The organism is Pseudomonas sp. S2_H10 (assembly GCF_054668285.1).
Genome location: NZ_CP162754.1, coordinates 20,383 through 37,402 on the forward strand (window position 1 = coordinate 20,383; position 17,020 = coordinate 37,402).

Sequence of the window (17,020 nt, forward strand, 5' to 3'; positions counted from 1 at the left end):
ACCATGATTCCTCGCTGGACCACCGCAGTACTGGACACCGATCAACCTGGCGGCTGGGCCGTCGCGCGCAGCCCCGAAGGTTTTCTGTTCGATGACAACGGCGCACTGTTTGCGCGCGAATGGCTCAAGCGCCAGGACCTCTCGATCATCGCCGAGCATGGCATCGGTCATCTCGATGGCGAACCGGTCTATCTGCTGGAGCTGCGCAGTCACAGCGAGGTGCCGGGCTGCAACTGGAAAGGCCTGCGGGCGTTCATGCTCGAAGGCGATCACACGGTCTACAAGGTGCTCGGGTACGCCGCGCAGATCGGCACCTGGGCCCGCGAGCACCGCTTTTGCGGCAATTGCGGGCAGGCGACGCATCAGGTGGTGCGTGAACGGGCGATGTACTGCGAGCCGTGCGACTTGCGCTATTACCCGCGCATTTCGCCGAGCATGATCGTGCTGGTGACCCGCGGCGACGAGATTCTGCTGGGGCGTTCACCGCGTTTTGTGCCGGGGGTCTACAGCACCCTGGCCGGGTTTGCCGAGCCGGGTGAATCGGCCGAGGACTGCCTGATTCGCGAGGTTCGCGAAGAGGTGAGCATCGAGGTCAGGAACATCCAGTACCTGGGCAGCCAGTGCTGGCCGTTCCCGCACTCGATGATGCTCGGCTTTCATGCCGAGTATGCCGGTGGCGAGATCGTCTGCCAGGAAGACGAGATCGAGGACGCCCAGTGGTTCAACGTGCACGCGCTGCCGCCGTTGCCGGCGTCACGCTCGATAGCCCGTTACCTGATCGACGTCTACGTGGCGCGGCGTTTAGGCCACGCTGAACCAGTGCTGCCAGGCTAGGCGCACGGTCAGGCCGAGCACCACGGTGATGAACACCGGACGAATGAATTTCGCACCGCCGCTGATGGCGGTGCGGGCGCCGAAGAACGCGCCGACCATCAACGACGAGCCCATGCACAGGCCGATGATCCAGTCCACTTGACCTGAGAAGATGAAGATCGACAGCGCCGCCGCGTTGCTGACGAAGTTCATGCTGCGCGCCACGCCGCTGGCCTTCACCAGGTCGATGGGGTACAGCAGCAGGCTGCTCACGGTCCAGAACGCGCCCGTGCCGGGACCGGCCACGCCGTCATAGAATCCGAGGCTGAAGCCTTGGGTCGACTGCCACTTTTTCTTGATCGGTGCGTCGCTGTCCGTCGGCGCTTTCGGCGTGCCCCCGAACAACAGGTAAACGCCACAGGCGAAGACGATCACCGGGAGCATTTTGTTCAGCCATTCGGCGGGCAGGTAGTGGGCGACCACGGCACCGGTCAACGCGCCGACCAGGGTCCCGACGATGGCGTGCACCCATTGCGCGGGATGGAACAGCTTGCGGCGGTAGAAGGTGAAACTGGCAATCGCCGAGCCGAAGGTCGAACTGAGCTTGTTGGTGCCCAGCACCAGATGCGGCGGCAGGCCGGCCGTCAGCAAGGCCGGGGTGGTCAACAAACCGCCGCCACCGGCGATGGCGTCGATGAAACCGGCAACAAAAGCGACAAGGGCCAGGATGGCCAGGGTGGAGAGGTCAACGCTGAGTTCGAAGGGCATGGGATCGGCTTATTCGGCGGGTGCGGAAGAGGGTGCGGGGAAGGGGCGGTATGTTACCTCTAACCTTTGCATGATGCTTTGTGAACAACACAAAAACCTGTGGGAGCTGGCTGGCCAGCGATGGCGTCATTAAATTCAACATTGATGTTGAATAATAGATCGCTATCGCGGGCAAGCCCGCTCCCACAAGGATTTGTGCGAATTTAAACTACAGGCCCAGATCAGACAGCCCCGGATGATCATCCGGCCGGCGCCCCAGCGGCCAATGGTACTTGCGCTCGCTTTCCTTGATCGGCATGTCGTTGATGCAGGCGAAACGGCGGGCCATCAGGCCTTCCTCGTTGAACTCCCAGTTTTCGTTGCCGTATGAGCGAAACCAGTTGCCCGAGTCGTCGTGCCATTCATAGGCATACCGCACGGCGATGCGGTTGTCGGTAAAGGCCCAGAGTTCCTTGATCAGTCGATAATCCAGTTCCCTGGCCCATTTGCGGGTCAGGAAGGCTTTGGCTTCTTCGCGGTTGTGGGCGAACTCGGCGCGATTGCGCCACTGGGTGTCCAGGGTGTAGGCCAGGGACACTCGCTCGGGGTCGCGGGAGTTCCAGCCGTCCTCGGCCAGGCGAATCTTTTCAATGGCCGATTCACGGGTAAAGGGCGGCAATGGCGGACGAACTTCGGCATTAGACATTTCAATGTCTCCGTATCAAGTTAAAGTTCAAACAAAGTGTCGAGCTTGATCAAGTTGCTACAGGTCCAATAACTTTCGTGCCATGCATTGCGCATTATCGGCGGCACTGTGGTCACCCATGACAAGCGCCACGGCAATGGCACCGTCGATCAGGATCAGCAGCTGTCTGGCCAGCACCTGCGGATCCTCGGCACCATATTCGGTACACAGCTCGCACACGTAGTCGAGCAGCTTCTGTTTATGTTCCTTCGCGACCAGGCGCACCGGGTCGTGCGGGTCGCCGGTTTCGCCGCTGGTGTTGATGAAGGCGCAGCCGCGAAAGCCTTCGCTGGCGAACCACGACGTGAGCACGCTAAACAGGTTGAGCAGTCGCCCGGCCGGGGTCTGTGCCTGGCCGACTTCGCTTCTGTACCAGTGCATCCAGCGTTCGTCGCGGCGCTGCAGGGCGGCCACGACCAGTTCGTCCTTGTTGGCGAAATAGCGGTAGATGCTTTTCCTGGAGACGCCGGCGGTTTTCACCAGAAGATCCATGCCAGTGGCGGCTATGCCACTTTTGTAGATCAACTTTTCGGTGACATCCAGAATGATGTCGCGTGTGTCGTTGCTGGTTATTTCGTTCATGTGGCTAACAGTAGAACGATCGTTCTCCTTGGTCAATGGGTTTTTGTGGTGCCTGATAAATGGCCTTCGCGAGCAGGCTCGCTCCCACAGGGGAAATGCATTTCAATGTGGGAGCGAGCCTGCTCGCGAAGGGGACATTACAGACGGTAACAAGACCCGAACCTTTGCATGGTGTAAGCTCTCGGGTTCTTCGGATTCGACCCATTGCGAGCCCTATGCCGTCGCTTTTCAAACGCTCCCTGCTGCCCAAACTGCGCAGTTTTCCGCTGAAGGCCGATGCCGTCGGCATCCTCTCCGGCGCTGCCGAATTCCGTCGTTGCCTGCTGGAGAAAATCGCCAGCGCAACCCGGCGCATCTACATCGTTGCGCTGTACCTGCAACAGGATGAAGCCGGCCAGGAAATTCTCGATGCCCTGCACGCGGCCAAGCTGGCGCGTCCGGAACTGGACGTGGTGGTGGTCGTCGACTGGCTGCGTGCCCAGCGCGGCCTGATCGGTGCCGGCAAGCAACCGGGCAACTCCGCCTGGTATCAGGAAATGACCCGCACCCACGCAAGTGAAGTGCCGATCTACGGCGTCCCGGTACAGACCCGCGAACTGTTCGGCGTGTTGCACCTTAAAGGTTTCGTGATCGATGACTGCGTGATCTATAGCGGCGCGAGCCTGAACAACGTCTATCTGCACAAGATCGACAAGTACCGCTACGACCGCTATCACCTGCTGCACAACCGTGATCTGGCCGATTCGATGCAGCATCTGGTGCAGCACGGTCTGGTGGCCTCCAAAGCGGTGCACCGCCTCGACCTGCCGAACCTGCCGACCACCCGCAGCCTGCGCAATGACATCGGCGACCTGCGCAGCCGCCTCAAGCACGCGGCCTATGACACCACGCAAGGCAGCACGGACAGGACTGGCTTGTCGGTCTGCCCGCTGCTCGGCGTCGGCAAGAACAATCCGCTGAACCGGGTGATTTGCGAGCTGATCGCCAGCGCTCAGAAACAACTGACCATCTGCACGCCGTACTTCAACCTGCCGCTGGCGATCATCCGCGAAATCAACCGCGCGCTGGCCCGTGGGGTGAAGATCGACATTGTGGTCGGCGACAAGACGGCCAACGACTTCTACATTCCGCCGAGCGAACCGTTCAAGGTCATCGCGGCGCTGCCGTACCTGTACGAAATCAGCTTGCGCCGGTTTGCCAAACGGCATCAGCGCAACATCGACAGCGGTCAGTTGAACCTGCACCTGTGGCGTGATGGCGACAACACCTATCACCTCAAGGGCATGTGGATCGATCAGCGTTATACCTTGCTGACCGGCAACAACCTCAACCCGCGGGCATTCCGCCTCGATCTGGAAAACGCCTTGCTGATCGATGATCCCCATGGCGAACTGCTGGAGCCGCGGGGCAAGGAGCTGGCGGAGATCTTCCAGCACACCCGGCGAATCGAGCACTTCCAGAACCTGGAAACCCTCGCCGAATACCCGGCGGGCGTGGCCAAGTTCCTCAAGCGTGTGAGTCGCGTGCGGATCGAACGGTTGCTTTACCGCATCCTGTGAACCCGCTGGACTTCCGATCTGCTGTTGCTCCTCTGTAGGAGCGAGCCTGCTCGCGATGGGCGCAAACGATAACGCGGGAAACCTGATTCACCTCGGCGTCCTCAGGTTTTTCGCGAGCAGGCTCGCTCCTACAGGTATGCGCGCCAGTCCCCGGATAAACGCCGCTTACGGTCGCTGTAAAACTCAGTTCAGACCGAGCTTCCCGCGCAATGTCGACAAGTCTTCAGCCAAAGTATTGACCGGCCCAACCAGCGCCTTGCGGTCTGCGTCCTTCACCTTGTCATAGGTCTCGAAACCGCCGTCACTGGTCTTGTACCTGGCCAGGATCTTGTCCACGGTCGCGAAGTTCTTGTCGACCTTGGCCACGAACGCGGCATCCTGTTTCTCGATCTGCGGACGGAACAGGTCGACGATTTTCTTCGCCCCGTCGATGTTGCCCTGGAAGTCATAGAGGTCGGTGTGGCTGTAGCGGTCTTCTTCACCGGAGACCTTGGTCGCCGCGACTTCTTCGAGCAAGGCTGCGGCGCCACCCACGACTTTCTCGGGCGGGAAGGTCAGACCGGCGACGCGGGTTTGCAGGTCTTTCACGTCTTTGTTCAGGCCGTCAGCCAGCTCGCCAAGGTCCTTGGTGGTCTTTTCCGAGAACAGCGAATATTCGAGGCGGTGGAAACCGGTGAAGTCCTCGGCTTTCACGCCTTTTTCGTGATCGTCGACGCGCGAGTCGATGGACGCATCGAGGTCACTGAACAGCTCGGCAATTGGTTCGATCGACTCGTAGTAGACGCGAGTCGGTGCGTAGAGTTTTTGCGCGGTGGCCAGGTCGCCTTTTTTCACGGCGTCGGTGAATTGCTCGGTATGGCTGGCGAGCTCGTCCAGTTGTTCGGTGACGTAAATCTTGTAGTCCGAGACCGGCCCCACCAGGTCCAGCGGCGCTGTCGCCGCGAAGGCCGACAGCGAAGTGTTGAGCAAGCCAAGGGTCAGCATTAACGCGAGGGGGGACTTCTTCATGGGACGGCTCCGTGTGGGTTGCGTTGTTAGGCGGTTGTTTTTGGTTGTGTGGAATCGAGCAGCGAGCGGCCGATGAAATCCTGGTCGCTGGTCACCCCGGGCAGCGTGAAGAAGTAACCGCCGCCGACCGGCTTGAGGTACTCCTCCAGCGGTTCGCCGTTGAGTCGGGTCTGCACGGCGATGAAGCCTTTCTCCAGGTCGGCCTGGTAGCAGATGAACAGCAGGCCCATGTCGAGTTGGCCGTTCTTGTTCACGCCGTTGGAGTAGTTGAACGGCCGGCGCAGGATCAGATTGGCCTGGGTCGCGGCGGTGCGTGGGTTGGCCAGGCGAATGTGTGCATCGAGCCGGGTCAGCTTGCCTTGCGGGTCCTTGCCGTAGTCCGGCACTTCGCTTTCGTGGGCGCCGCCCATGGGCGCGCCGGTGCTTTTGACCCGGCCGAGAATGCTTTCCTGCTCCTGCAGCGGCGTGCGGTCCCAGCGTTCGACGAAGTTGCGGATGATCCGCACGGCTTGATAGCTGCCATTGGCGGCCCACGTCGGTTCATCGCTGCCGGGCTGCACCCAGACGATGCTGTCCATGGTCTTGGCGTCGTTGGAATCGGGGTTGGCCGAACCGTCGCGAAAACCCAGGAAATTACGCGCGCTCTGTGCCGGCACGCCGGGTTTTGCCGGGGCCTGGGGCGGTACGCTGCCTTCCTGTTTCCAGCGCACCAGCAGCAGGTCTGGCAGGTTTTTCACGATGTCGCGCAGGGCGTGGATGTTGGTGTCTGTGGTGTTGGCGCAGAACTGGATGCTCAAGTCGCCATGGCAGCAATCGGCTTCCAGCGCGTCGTTGGGGAAGCCAACCATGCGTATCAGGCGCTTGGGCCGGGCGTCGGCCAGGCCGAAACGCTCGTCGAACAACGATTCGCCCACCGACACGGTGATGGTCAGGTTATCCGGAGTGACGACCGGGCCGAGAATGCCCGAGTCCACGGGGGGCAGCTTTGGGTCGACCTGCGCCACCGGGCCGCCCTTCATGAGGAATGCAATGCGCTGGTTCAGGGTGCGAAACAGCCGCTCGAGGTCTTCACGGTCGCTGGCCAGCACATCGAACGACACCAGCATGCCGGCGGCCGGGCGCGGCGTGACGATGCCGGACTGATGCAAACCGTGGAACGGCTGACGGTCACCGGTTTTGTCGCTGCTCGGTGCCTCGGTGACTTGCGCGGGACTGGCGGCCATGGCCGGGCAGCTGAGCGCTACACCTGCGGCGCCCATGCCCATCAGGACGCGGCGACGCTGGAGGTTGAATTGCTCTGGATCATTCATCGGTTGACGTCTTCTGCTGACAGGCCGGAAAGGCCAAGGGCGGGATCGATTTCATCCAGGGCGGTGGCCAGTGCCTTGGCCTTGTCGGCGATCTGATTGCGTTGTTCGGCGCTGACACTGTCGTAACTGGCGTACCCGTCGCCGACCTTGAACGCATTGAGTTCGGCGTCGAAGGCGTTGAGGGCAGTGTCGATTTTCCCCAGCAGCCCGGCCGCGGACTTGCTCAGCAACGGTCGCAACAGGTCGACGACCTTGCGGGTGGCGTCGAGGTTGGCGACGAAGCCGTTCAGGTCGCTGTGGCTGTAGCGTTCCTCTTCGCCGCTGCCGGCGCGCACATCGGCGATGCCGTTGAGATTGCGCACCATGATGCTCACCAGTTGCTCCGGCGGCAGTGACTGGGCCAGCAACTGTTGCTTGAGGGTGCGCACGTCCGTCAGCAGGCGCTGGGCAACCGGCGCCATGCCGGAGAGGTCGCGTTGCTCAAACAATGCGTATTCGATGCGATGGAAACCCGTGAACCCTGGGTCCTGCTCGCGCTTTTCGAAGTAGTCGGCGCGAGCATTGATCGCGTTGTCCAGTTGCGCCAGGCGTTGCGCGGCGGGCGCCACTCGTTGGTACGCCGTGCGCGCCGGCACATACAGGGCCTGCGCCTGACTCAGGTCACCGGACTCGATGGCTTGCTGCAGGGCGGTGACGGCCTTGATCAGCGCGCTGCCCTGGCTGTTGAGGTACACGCGGAACTCCGACAGCGGCCCGACAAACGCCACCATCGACGGACTGGCCTTGGCCGCCGCATCGGACGCGGCTGTCGGCGTGACATGCAAGGTGCCACGCGGGTTGCTCAGCAGGCCGCACGTGATGCTGTAGTCACCGGGCGCCAGGTTGGCGTTGATCACCTGGCTCAGGCCGGGCGCAATATTTTCCCGTTCTTCGATCACCAGCACGCCGTCGAGGATTTCCCATTCCACGGCTCGGTCGGAGCGGTTGACGATGCGAAAGCTCGCGTGACCGGCCGGGACGGTGAGGGCATTGGGTTCGCAACTGTGCGGCTGGATGGTCACCAGCACTTCATCGTGGTTGGCGAGGCGCTTGGCCGCGGCCATTGTCGACGCGTAATAGAACAGGCCACCGGCCGCGATCATCACGATCACCGAGCCGGCCAGCGCCCAGCGCAACGCGCGGGGCGGGGAAGCCTGGAGGGGGGCTTGATTTGACATGGGCGCCCTTACTGGCTGGAAACGGAAGAGGATTGGCTGGCGGGTGCGACGGCCGGGGCGAAGAACATCACCAGCGCCACCAGCAGATAGATCAGATACGCACCCAGGGTGCTGACGGTCGGGGCATCCTGGTAACCGAACATGCCGGCCAGCACCGAACCCAGCGGCCCGTCCATCGGCAGCGTTGCGCTGAAGTCGAAAAGTACCGTTTGCAGGTGGTTCCAGAGCCCGGCTTCATGCAGCGCCTGCACCGAGTTGGCGAGAATGCCGGCCGCCACCACGAGGATGAACAGCCCGGTCCAGCGGAAAAACGCCGAGAGATTCAGGCGCATGCTGCCGCTATAAATCAGCCAGCCGATGATGATGGCCAGGACCAGGCCGAGCAGGGCGCCAACCGGTGCTGCCGGGCCTTGGCTCTGCTGGAATACCGCAAGCAGGAAGAACACCGTCTCCAGGCCTTCGCGGGCCACGGCGAAAAACACCATGGCGATCAAGGCAATCACCTGGTGTGCAGAACCGGTCAACGCGTGGTCGAGGGACTCGTGCAATGAATGCTTGATCGAACGCGCCACCTTGCGCATCCAGAACACCATCGAGCTGAGAATGCCGACGGCGACCAAGCCGACGATGCCTTCAAACAGCTCCTGTTGCTTTTGCGGAAACTCCGCACTGACCAGTTCCAGCCCGGCGCCCACCAGCAGCGCAAGCGTGACGGCAAGAAACACCCCGATCCACATCGCCGGCAGCCATTGGCCACGACCGGTCTGCTTGAGGTAACTGGCGATGATGCCAACGATCAACGCAGCCTCGACACCTTCGCGCAGCATGATCAAAAAAGGAACAAGCATTCAGCGCCGTCTCGAATTTAGATAGGGAGCTAATTTGTAACATGATGACACTCATTCCCATATGCCATTGATTGCCAATTAGCTGAACCTGAGCTGAACGATCCTGAAAATCACGCGTTGGCTTTGGCTTTGCTTTGGCTTTGCTTTGGCTTTTGATCTTCTTGCCCCATCGAGAGGCCGAGTGGAGGTTCTGCGCAGTGGGCAACCCGGCATGGATGCCGGGTTAGCCGCCCCCGGCCATGGATGGCCGATGGCGGCGGGCCCACGGAGCAGGACCGGAGCGAGGGAATGCCGAGCCTAGGCGAGGCACCGAACGAAAGGGGCAAGAGCCTTTGGTTACTTTGGGCTTTTCAAAGTGACCCGCTGTAAGAGCGGAACCATAAGCGGCCGTTACCGCAGAAACGGATATGTACACGTCACGGAAAATAGTCGGCCATAAGGCCGCCATCGCTGGCAAGCCAGCTCCTACAGGCTTTTCCAAGTGACCCAATAGTCGCCGTGACCGTAGCAATGGATATGTAGGCCACACTCACGAAAAATAGTCGGCCATCAGGCCGTCATCGCTGGCAAGCCAGCTCCCACAGGGTTTCATAGCCCACAGGGGATCAGCGGCAGGCAGGCGGTTTCAGCTAAGATGCCCCCCACCCGAACAAGAACAAGGCTTACCGCGATCCATGTCGGAAAAAGACACCATCTCCGCCCAACTGCTGCGTGAAGCACTTCTGCAAAGTTGCGCCCCGGGAGCCGCCACCGCAGAAGTCCTGCACAAACTCGGCATCGACCCCAGGTTGCTCGACAGCACCGAAGCCCGCTTGCCCGCCACCACCTATGCAAAGTGCTGGCGGCTGCTGGCACGGCGCGGGGACGACGAGTTCTTTGGCATGGACCCGCGCAAACTCAAGTCCGGCAGCTTTGCCTTCCTGTGTCGCACGGCCATGCTCCAGCCCAACGTGGCGGCGGGACTGACCTGCGGCCTGGACTTTCTGTCGCTGATGCTTGAACGGCTGCCGGCGCAATTGGTGCGCCAGCAAAGCCTGGCGGAAATCGTCCTGCTGGAGGATGACAAGGACCCGCGCCGGGCCTTCACCTATTTCACCTACTGGATGATCGTGCACGGCGTTGCGTGCTGGCTGGCAGGGCGGCGGATTCCGATTCTGGCCATTGAACTGCGGTGTTCGAAACCGGATTTCTGCGACGACTACCAGGTGATGTTTTCCGAGAACCTGCGTTTCGACCGGCCGCGCACGCGGATGATTTTCTCCGCCGATTGCCTGGACTTGCCGATCAAGCGCAGCCCTGAAGAGCTCAAGCGCTTCCTGGCCCTGGCGCCGGCGAACATTCTGGTGAAATACCGCGACCCGCAGAGCCTGGCCAGTCGCATCAAACACGACCTGCGCCACCTGCCGGCCGAACACTGGCCGGAAACCGACACCCTGGCGCAACGCCTGTGCATGTCGGCATCCACCTTGCGCCGCCGGCTGGCCGAAGAAGGGCAAACCTATCAAGGCCTCAAGGACAGCGTGCGCAAGGAGCTGGCGATTGTCTGGCTGGCCGAGCCGGCGATCAGCTTCAGCGAAATCGCCACACGGCTCGGGTTCGCCGACGTCAGTTCGTTCTACAAGGCGTTTCGCAAGTGGTCGGGGTCAAACCCGGGGCATTACCGCAGCCTGATTCTCAATGACGTTGAGTGAATTCAGCGGCGCGCCAACCATTCTTCGCGGGTGATTTCCCAGGTTTCCTTCGGGAAGACCCCGCCGACAAAGCGACCTTCATCCGTACCGACCAGGCGCATGCCCGTGCGTTCGGAGAGTCTGCGCGAGGCAATGTTGGGTGTCGCTTTTGGCACACGCAACACCGTGCGACCCAGCACGGTGAACCAGTACTCGGTCACAGCCGCGCTGGCTTCGCTCATCAGACCCGAACCTTGCCACTTTGGACCGAGCCAGAAACCGCGATTGTTGTCCTGTTCGTTCATCAGGCTGATGTTGCCGATCAACTGCCCGGGTGCCGATTTCAAGCGGATCGACCAGTGCCACTCCTCGCCACGGGCGACAGCGGGCAGGGCGCTGTGACGCAAGTACATCAACGCACCGTCGGCCGGATAGGGCCATGGCACCAGGGCGTTGAGGTAGCGCACCACTTCCCAGTGCGGGAACTGTTGCTGTATGGCGTCGGCATCCGCCAGTTCCAGCGGACGCAGGATCAGGCGCTCGGTGTAGAGCGTGGGGGTGGCTTCCATTGGCGGTGTAGCTCCTTGGGTCGGGCTTTAACGACTGCCAGTGGTCGGCGCCGGTAGATTGATGGTGCCACTGTCCACGAAACGATTCGTGTTGAACACCCCGCCCGAGAGTTTGCCGCGCAGGACATAAGGCATGTTGTTGAGCGTTTTCATCTGGCTGATGCCATAGGTCTGGCGGATCACCGAAAATGCCGAAACGCTGACCGGCACGCTCACGACGGTGTCGGAAAAGCGCCCGATCGAGCCCCGCTCATCGGTGACGCCGGAGGCGAATGGCTGGCCGTTGATGTCCAGGTCCAGGGCAACGCCGCTGTAGGTGAGGTTGTAGTCGTTGGGGTTCTGCACGCGGATTCTCACGGTAAAGCGCACTTCCATGCCTTCACCCCGCAGGGGTTCGATACCCACGACGTTGATTTTCAACGGATCCCGATTGGGCAGCGAGGAACAGGCGCTCAGGCAGAGCAGGAGGGAAATCAGGACCGCGTGGACGCTGCGCATGGAAGTGCTCTCATCTGAAAAGGGCTGAACCGCCAGCGGCTCAGCCCCTGAGCTCGTCCAGCGGTTTACGGTGCGACCACCGCAGCCTTCGCGGGTTCATCCCTGGCGGTCACATCGGGGTTCTGCATCACCTGAAGCACGGAGGCTTCCGGATCGAATTCGTCCTCTTCCAGCTCGATGAACTCCTCGGGCAGGAAGATATTAAGAACGATAGCGCACAGCGCGCCGACGGTGATGGGTGATTCGAAAATGTTGTGCAGCGCCTTGGGCAGTTCACGCAAGACTTCCGGCACGGCGGCGACACCCAGGCCCATGCCGAGGGAGATCGCCACGATCAGCATGTTGCGCCGATGCAGGCCGGCCTCGGCGAGAATCTTGATCCCGGCCACGGCGACGGTGCCGAACATCACCAGCTCCGCGCCGCCCAGTACCGGTTTGGGCATCAGTTGCAGGACCGCGCCGATCATCGGGAACAGGCCGAGCACCACCAGCAAGCCGGCAATGAAAAACGCCACGTAGCGGCTGGCCACGCCCGTAAGCTGGATCACCCCGTTGTTCTGCGCGAAGGTCACCATCGGCATGCTGTTGAACACCGCGGCCATGGCCGAGTTGAGGCCGTCGGCGAGCAGGCCGGACTTGATCCGGCGAATGTACAACGGGCCTTTGACCGGTTGCCGGGAGATCATCGAGTTGGCCGTCAGGTCACCGGCGGCCTCCAGCGGCGAAACGAGGAAAATCACCGCCACCGGAATGAACGCCACCCAATCGAAGTTGAACCCGTACTTGAACGGCACCGGCACGCTCACCAGCGGGACGTCGGGCAGGCTGTTGAAATCCACCTGGCCCATGAGCCAGGCCACCCCGTAACCCAGGGTCAGGCCGATGACAATCGCGCCCAGGCGCAGAAACGGCACGTCCACCCGGTTCAACACCACGATGGTGCCCAGCACCAGCGCGGCCAGGGCCAGGTGACTGGCGGCCCCCAGGTCCGGCGCGCCGAAGCCGCCGGCGATGTCGGTCATGGCCACCTTGATCAGCGACAAACCCATCAGCGTGATGATCGTCCCGGTCACCACCGGGGTGATCAACATGCGCAGCTTGCCGATGAACTGGCTCAACACCACTTCAATGAACGCGGCAAAAAAACACACGCCGAAGATGGTCGAGAGGATCTCGTCGGTGCCGCCGCCCCGGGCCTTGACCATGAAGCCGGCACTGAGAATCACACTGATGAACGAGAAGCTGGTGCCCTGCAGGCACAACAGGCCCGAACCCACCGGGCCAAAGCGCCGCGCCTGCACGAAGGTGCCCAGGCCGGAGACGAACAGCGCCATGCTGATCAGATAAGGGATTTCGCTTTGCAGGCCCAGGGCGCTGCCCATGATCAGCGTCGGGGTGATGATGCCGACGAAACTCGCCAGCACATGCTGCAGGGCGGCGAAGACGGTGGCGGTCAGGTGCGGGCGGTCATCGAGGCCGTAGATCAAGTCGTTGTGGCGTGGAGCGGGGGCTTTTTCGGAGGCGGTCATGGTGGTTTGCGTGCCAGAAGGCGGGCCGGGTCAGAAAATGGAGGCGCAGGATGCCAGAACCGCCCGGCCACGGCAAAAGAACCTCCAGAACAGCGACTTACAATCGTTGAGCGAGCACCTCGCCAACACTGCGGCGTCTGGCATGCAATTGGCTGGCCTGGATCAACTGTTCGAGGTCCTCGGGTGTGACGTCATAGAACGCCTCCATATCGGCCAGCGCCAGTTTCAGGTCTTCGGCGGTGATGGCCTGACGGTCGACCGGTGGGTGATCGGCAGGAATCCTGGCCACCGGTTCGCTGGCACTCTTGGGGTAACGAACCCGGGTCAGGTTGTTGTAGGCCAGGGCGCAGAGCAGCATCGTCGCGGCGCCGAGCATCACCGGCTCGATGGCTTTCCAGTCCATGGCGATGGTCGCCGGATCGGCCAGTACCAGCGTCAGGGCCAATGCCCCGGCCGGTGGATGCAGGCAGCGTAGCCAGCACATCAGCAACAACGCCATGCCTGCCGCCAGGCAAGCGCTACCCAGGGTACGCCCCAACACATGGGCCACCAGCAGTGCAATCACCCCGGCGCACAAGTAGCCACCCAGGATCGACCAGGGCTGGGCGAGCGCTCCGGAAGACACGGCAAACAGCAGCACCGCCGACGCCCCCAGCGGGCCGATCAGGTGCTGGGCCACCTCGATGCCGAACACCTGGCCACACAGCCACACGCTGACCAGCGTTCCCAGGGCCATGCCGATGGCGGCGCGGCTCCATTCGGTGGGGCGGGTGTTGATGGCGGCGGGCAACCAGCGGGCGAGCATACTGAGGCAAACTCCGGCAGAAAAAATCTAGGTAAAAAAAGGGCTTAGCTGGGAAACCCAGAAAGCCCTTGAAGGTGTTCCAACTGTTGGGGGAGGAACAGGCACAGTGTGCCGTTCAATCCAGCTACTGACAAATTCATATTAATGAGCTTTCAGTGCATTAATTTTGCTCTATAGGGCCCCGTCGACCGCTCATGTAGCACAACAAACCCCCGACGGCGGCGAGTGCACTCAAGGCATAAAACATCGTCGGCGCCGGGGTGTGCATCAACATGAAACCGCAGATCACCGGGCTCAACGCCCCGCCAAGGGCCGCCAGGTTTTGCGCGCCGTAGTAGCTGCCGCGCAGCGCTTCCGGCGCCAGGGTATCGACGAAGAGAAACTCGGCCGGGTAAATGATGACTTCACCGAGGGTGAAGATGAACATCGCCACGCACCAGCTCACCAGGTTGTCAGCGAGGCTGAAGCCGATCAGCCCGAGGATGAACAGGCCGGTGCCGGCGACGATCCACTGGCGCAGTTGCTCGCGCTTGAGAAAACGCCCGACCTGGTATTGCAACAGGATCACGCTGATGGCGTTGCAGGCCAGCAGGGCGGCCATGACGTCCATGGTGTGTTTGGCGTCGCTGGTCGCCAGCAGGTACTGCGACAGGTAGAACGTGAAGCGCCCGTGCACCACCGTGCTGAGCAGGCAACCGGCGGTGAACATGATCAGGGTCCGGTCGTTTTTCAGGGTGCTCAGGGTCTTGAGAAAACTCTGCGCTTGAGCGGTTGCAGGTGCTCTGGCCGGGCCTGCGGGTATGCCGGTCATCAGGAACATGCTGAAAAAAGCGATGGCCGCCGCGATCAGGAACGGCGCACTGGCAAAGACCCCGGCGATCAGCACGCCAATCATCGGCCCGACAGCGTAGCCAATGTTGGTCAGCGTATAGCTCAGGGAAAACGCCTTGGCCCGCTGACCCACGGGCAGGTTGTCGCTGAGGATCGCCTTGGAACCGATCAGGAACAGCGCCGAGGCGGTTTCGGTGACGATCAGGGTGAGCGTTGTCAGGTAGAGGTTGTCGGCAAAGGTCAGCAACACCAGGCCGACCGCGCTGGACGCCATCGACAGCACCAGCAACCGGCGTTTTTCGAAACGGTCGATGATGTAGCCGCCATAGAGGGAGAGCAGGGTGGCGATGAACACCGCAATGCCGAGCAGCAAGCCGACATCCTGTTGGTTGAGGCCAAGCTTGTCGCTGACGAACAGCGTCAGCAAAGGGCTGGTGATGGCGCGGCTGACGACGATGGTCAGCGAGCAGATCAGCAGGCGGCGGATGAGCGGGGAGTAGGCGGTCACGGCGTGAATGTCCTTATTCGATCGGGCCGGTATCAGGCCAATCGTGAGCGCTACTCTAGCAGTCGGACACTCGCTTGTTGCGACGAAATTGACTGGCGATGCCCGCCGACAGGCCCGGCACGCGGGACTGTCGGCGCAGGTCGGGGGGCATGCGGTTCAGGCCACCACGGATTCGGCGAACCATTGCTGGTAAGGCATCGGCAACTTGCGCGACTCGCCCCGGCCGATCGGGAAGTAGGTGAAGCCGATGCGTGCCAGGCGGTCTGCGTCGTACAGGTTGCGACCATCGAAGATCACCGGTGCGCTGAGTCGCTGGCGGATGAGCTCGAAGTCCGGCGCCTTGAACTGTTGCCATTCGGTGCAGATGATCAACGCATCGGCGCCGGACAGGACTGACTCGGGCGTCCCCATGAGCATCAGCTTCGATTCATCGGGATAGAGCTTCTGGGTTTCCTGCATGGCTTCGGGATCGAATGCGCGGACATTCGCCCCGGCGGCCCACAACGACTCCAGCAATACCCGGCTCGGGGCATCGCGCACGTCGTCGGTATTGGGTTTGAATGCCAGGCCCCAGACGGCAAAGGTCCTGCCACGCAAATCGCCCCGGTAGAACGCGTTGATGCGTTCGAACAGCTTGTGTTTCTGCCGTTCGTTGATGGCTTCCACCGCTTGCAGCAGGTCGCTGGAGCAATGGGCCTGTTCGGCGCTGTGGATCAGGGCGCGCATGTCCTTGGGGAAGCATGAGCCCCCGTAGCCGCAACCGGGGTAGATGAAGTGGTAGCCGATGCGCGAGTCGGCACCGATGCCCAGGCGCACTGATTCGATGTCGGCGCCCAGGTGTTCGGCGAGCTCGGCGATCTGGTTGATGAAGCTGATCTTGGTCGCCAGCATGCAGTTGGCGGCGTATTTGGTCAGTTCGGCGCTGCGCAGGTCCATGAACATGATGCGTTCGTGGTTGCGGTTGAAGGGCGAGTACAGGTCGCGCATCACTTCGCGCACTTCTTCGCGTTCGCAGCCGACGACGATACGGTCCGGGCGGCGGCAGTCGGTCACGGCCGAACCTTCTTTCAAGAACTCCGGGTTGGAGACGATATCGAACTGCAAAAGACGCCCGGCGCTGAGCAGGCATTTGTCGATGTGCGCGCGCAAGGCGTCGCCGGTGCCGACCGGGACAGTGGATTTCTCCACCAGGATCGCCGGCTGTTCGCGATGCCGGGCAACCGCTTCGCCCACCGACATCACGTAGCGCAAGTCTGCCGAGCCATCGTCCCGGGACGGGGTGCCGACCGCGATGAACAGCACCTGGCCGTGCTGGACGGCAAATTTTTCCTCGCTGGTGAACTGCAACCGCCTGGCGTCCAGGCCTTCGCGCACCAGGCTGGCGAGCCCTGGTTCGAAAATACTCACGTGGCCCTGTTGCAGCAGCTCGACCTTTTTCTCGTCAACGTCCATGCAGACCACGTCATGGCCGACTTCCGCCAGTACCGCTGCTTGCACCAGGCCAACATAGCCGCTACCAAACACGCTGATTTTCATTGGACACTCCTTTGTTAGGGCGCACGGGCTGGTTCGGTGACGCAGGATAGGCAGGGCCATGTTTCAATTCGGCTATCGCTTGAAAGAACCACTGGGGGGCGTATCGGTTGACTTTTTTCGCTATGGCCGGCAGGTTGCACGTCCATTCGGGCTGCGCCGACTTGCGAAAAGTCCAGCAGGGGCAATGTCTTTTACATCTGCGTAATTTCACTTCCTGCCTGTTTCACTGAACTGTTTACCTTCAA

16 protein-coding genes are annotated in these 17,020 nt (G+C 61.6%); 3 read left to right on the plus strand and 13 right to left on the minus strand.

Translation table 11 applies throughout. The annotated features are described in order from the left end of the window. Positions 1-3 precede the first annotated feature (3 nt). Positions 4-834, plus strand: a complete 831-nt coding sequence (nudC, locus tag AB4O16_RS00075) for an NAD(+) diphosphatase (protein WP_460156656.1) — start codon at positions 4-6, stop codon at positions 832-834. On the opposite strand, the gene AB4O16_RS00080 is transcribed toward nudC, so the two are convergent. From AB4O16_RS00080 to AB4O16_RS00090, 3 genes are all read right to left on the minus strand, one after another. Then, positions 802-1,581 carry a TSUP family transporter gene (locus AB4O16_RS00080; protein ID WP_104448285.1) on the minus strand — a complete coding sequence of 260 codons (780 nt, stop codon included), beginning with the start codon at positions 1,579-1,581 and terminating at the stop codon, positions 802-804. The two genes, nudC and AB4O16_RS00080, sit on opposite strands and share 33 nt — an antisense overlap. A gap of 208 nt (positions 1,582-1,789) precedes the next feature. After that, positions 1,790-2,266, minus strand: coding sequence for a nuclear transport factor 2 family protein (locus AB4O16_RS00085; protein WP_160386475.1), 477 nt, complete (start codon positions 2,264-2,266; stop codon positions 1,790-1,792). A 57-nt stretch (positions 2,267-2,323) separates the two neighbouring features. After that, positions 2,324-2,887, minus strand: coding sequence for a TetR/AcrR family transcriptional regulator (locus AB4O16_RS00090; protein ID WP_460158103.1), 564 nt, complete (start codon positions 2,885-2,887; stop codon positions 2,324-2,326). A gap of 215 nt (positions 2,888-3,102) precedes the next feature. On the opposite strand from AB4O16_RS00090, the gene pssA reads away from it, so the two are divergent. After that, positions 3,103-4,446 (plus strand): CDP-diacylglycerol--serine O-phosphatidyltransferase, encoded by a 1,344-nt coding sequence (pssA, locus tag AB4O16_RS00095; protein ID WP_160386471.1) that lies wholly within the window; start codon positions 3,103-3,105, stop codon positions 4,444-4,446. A 183-nt stretch (positions 4,447-4,629) separates the two neighbouring features. Here pssA and efeO (AB4O16_RS00100) read toward each other — a convergent pair whose 3' ends face one another. The 4 genes from efeO (AB4O16_RS00100) to efeU are packed head-to-tail and all read right to left on the minus strand — an operon-like array spanning position 4,630 to position 8,829. Continuing rightward, complete coding sequence (efeO, locus tag AB4O16_RS00100; protein WP_160386469.1) at positions 4,630-5,454, minus strand: iron uptake system protein EfeO; 825 nt, start codon at positions 5,452-5,454, stop codon at positions 4,630-4,632. A 26-nt stretch (positions 5,455-5,480) separates the two neighbouring features. Beyond that, positions 5,481-6,764 (minus strand): iron uptake transporter deferrochelatase/peroxidase subunit, encoded by a 1,284-nt coding sequence (efeB, locus tag AB4O16_RS00105; RefSeq protein ID WP_460156657.1) that lies wholly within the window; start codon positions 6,762-6,764, stop codon positions 5,481-5,483. Next, positions 6,761-7,981: an iron uptake system protein EfeO gene (gene efeO / locus AB4O16_RS00110; protein ID WP_460156658.1), complete on the minus strand. Its 1,221-nt coding sequence runs from the start codon at positions 7,979-7,981 to the stop codon at positions 6,761-6,763. The genes efeB and efeO (AB4O16_RS00110) overlap by 4 nt, the downstream gene beginning before the upstream one ends. Before the next feature lie 8 nt (positions 7,982-7,989). After that, positions 7,990-8,829, minus strand: a complete 840-nt coding sequence (gene efeU, locus AB4O16_RS00115; protein ID WP_460156659.1) for an iron uptake transporter permease EfeU — start codon at positions 8,827-8,829, stop codon at positions 7,990-7,992. 674 nt (positions 8,830-9,503) lie between these two features. Here efeU and AB4O16_RS00120 point away from each other — a divergent pair. After that, positions 9,504-10,520, plus strand: a complete 1,017-nt coding sequence (locus AB4O16_RS00120) for an AraC family transcriptional regulator (protein WP_460156660.1) — start codon at positions 9,504-9,506, stop codon at positions 10,518-10,520. 2 nt (positions 10,521-10,522) lie between these two features. Here AB4O16_RS00120 and AB4O16_RS00125 read toward each other — a convergent pair whose 3' ends face one another. The 6 genes from AB4O16_RS00125 to AB4O16_RS00150 form a co-directional block, all read right to left on the minus strand. After that, positions 10,523-11,068 (minus strand): GNAT family N-acetyltransferase, encoded by a 546-nt coding sequence (locus AB4O16_RS00125; protein ID WP_460156661.1) that lies wholly within the window; start codon positions 11,066-11,068, stop codon positions 10,523-10,525. 27 nt (positions 11,069-11,095) lie between these two features. After that, positions 11,096-11,566: an LEA/WHy family protein gene (locus AB4O16_RS00130; protein WP_460156662.1), complete on the minus strand. Its 471-nt coding sequence runs from the start codon at positions 11,564-11,566 to the stop codon at positions 11,096-11,098. Positions 11,567-11,631: 65 nt separating this feature from the next. After that, positions 11,632-13,095: a nucleobase:cation symporter-2 family protein gene (locus AB4O16_RS00135; RefSeq protein WP_160387432.1), complete on the minus strand. Its 1,464-nt coding sequence runs from the start codon at positions 13,093-13,095 to the stop codon at positions 11,632-11,634. Between the two features lie 97 nt (positions 13,096-13,192). Then, entirely contained in the window at positions 13,193-13,900 is a 708-nt protein-coding gene (locus AB4O16_RS00140) for an HPP family protein (protein ID WP_460156663.1), read from the minus strand. Between the two features lie 160 nt (positions 13,901-14,060). Beyond that, on the minus strand, positions 14,061-15,239 hold the full coding sequence (locus AB4O16_RS00145; RefSeq protein WP_460156664.1) for an MFS transporter: 1,179 nt from the start codon (positions 15,237-15,239) through the stop codon (positions 14,061-14,063). Between the two features lie 156 nt (positions 15,240-15,395). Then, positions 15,396-16,775: a UDP-glucose dehydrogenase family protein gene (locus tag AB4O16_RS00150; protein WP_160387438.1), complete on the minus strand. Its 1,380-nt coding sequence runs from the start codon at positions 16,773-16,775 to the stop codon at positions 15,396-15,398. Positions 16,776-17,020: the final 245 nt, after the last annotated feature.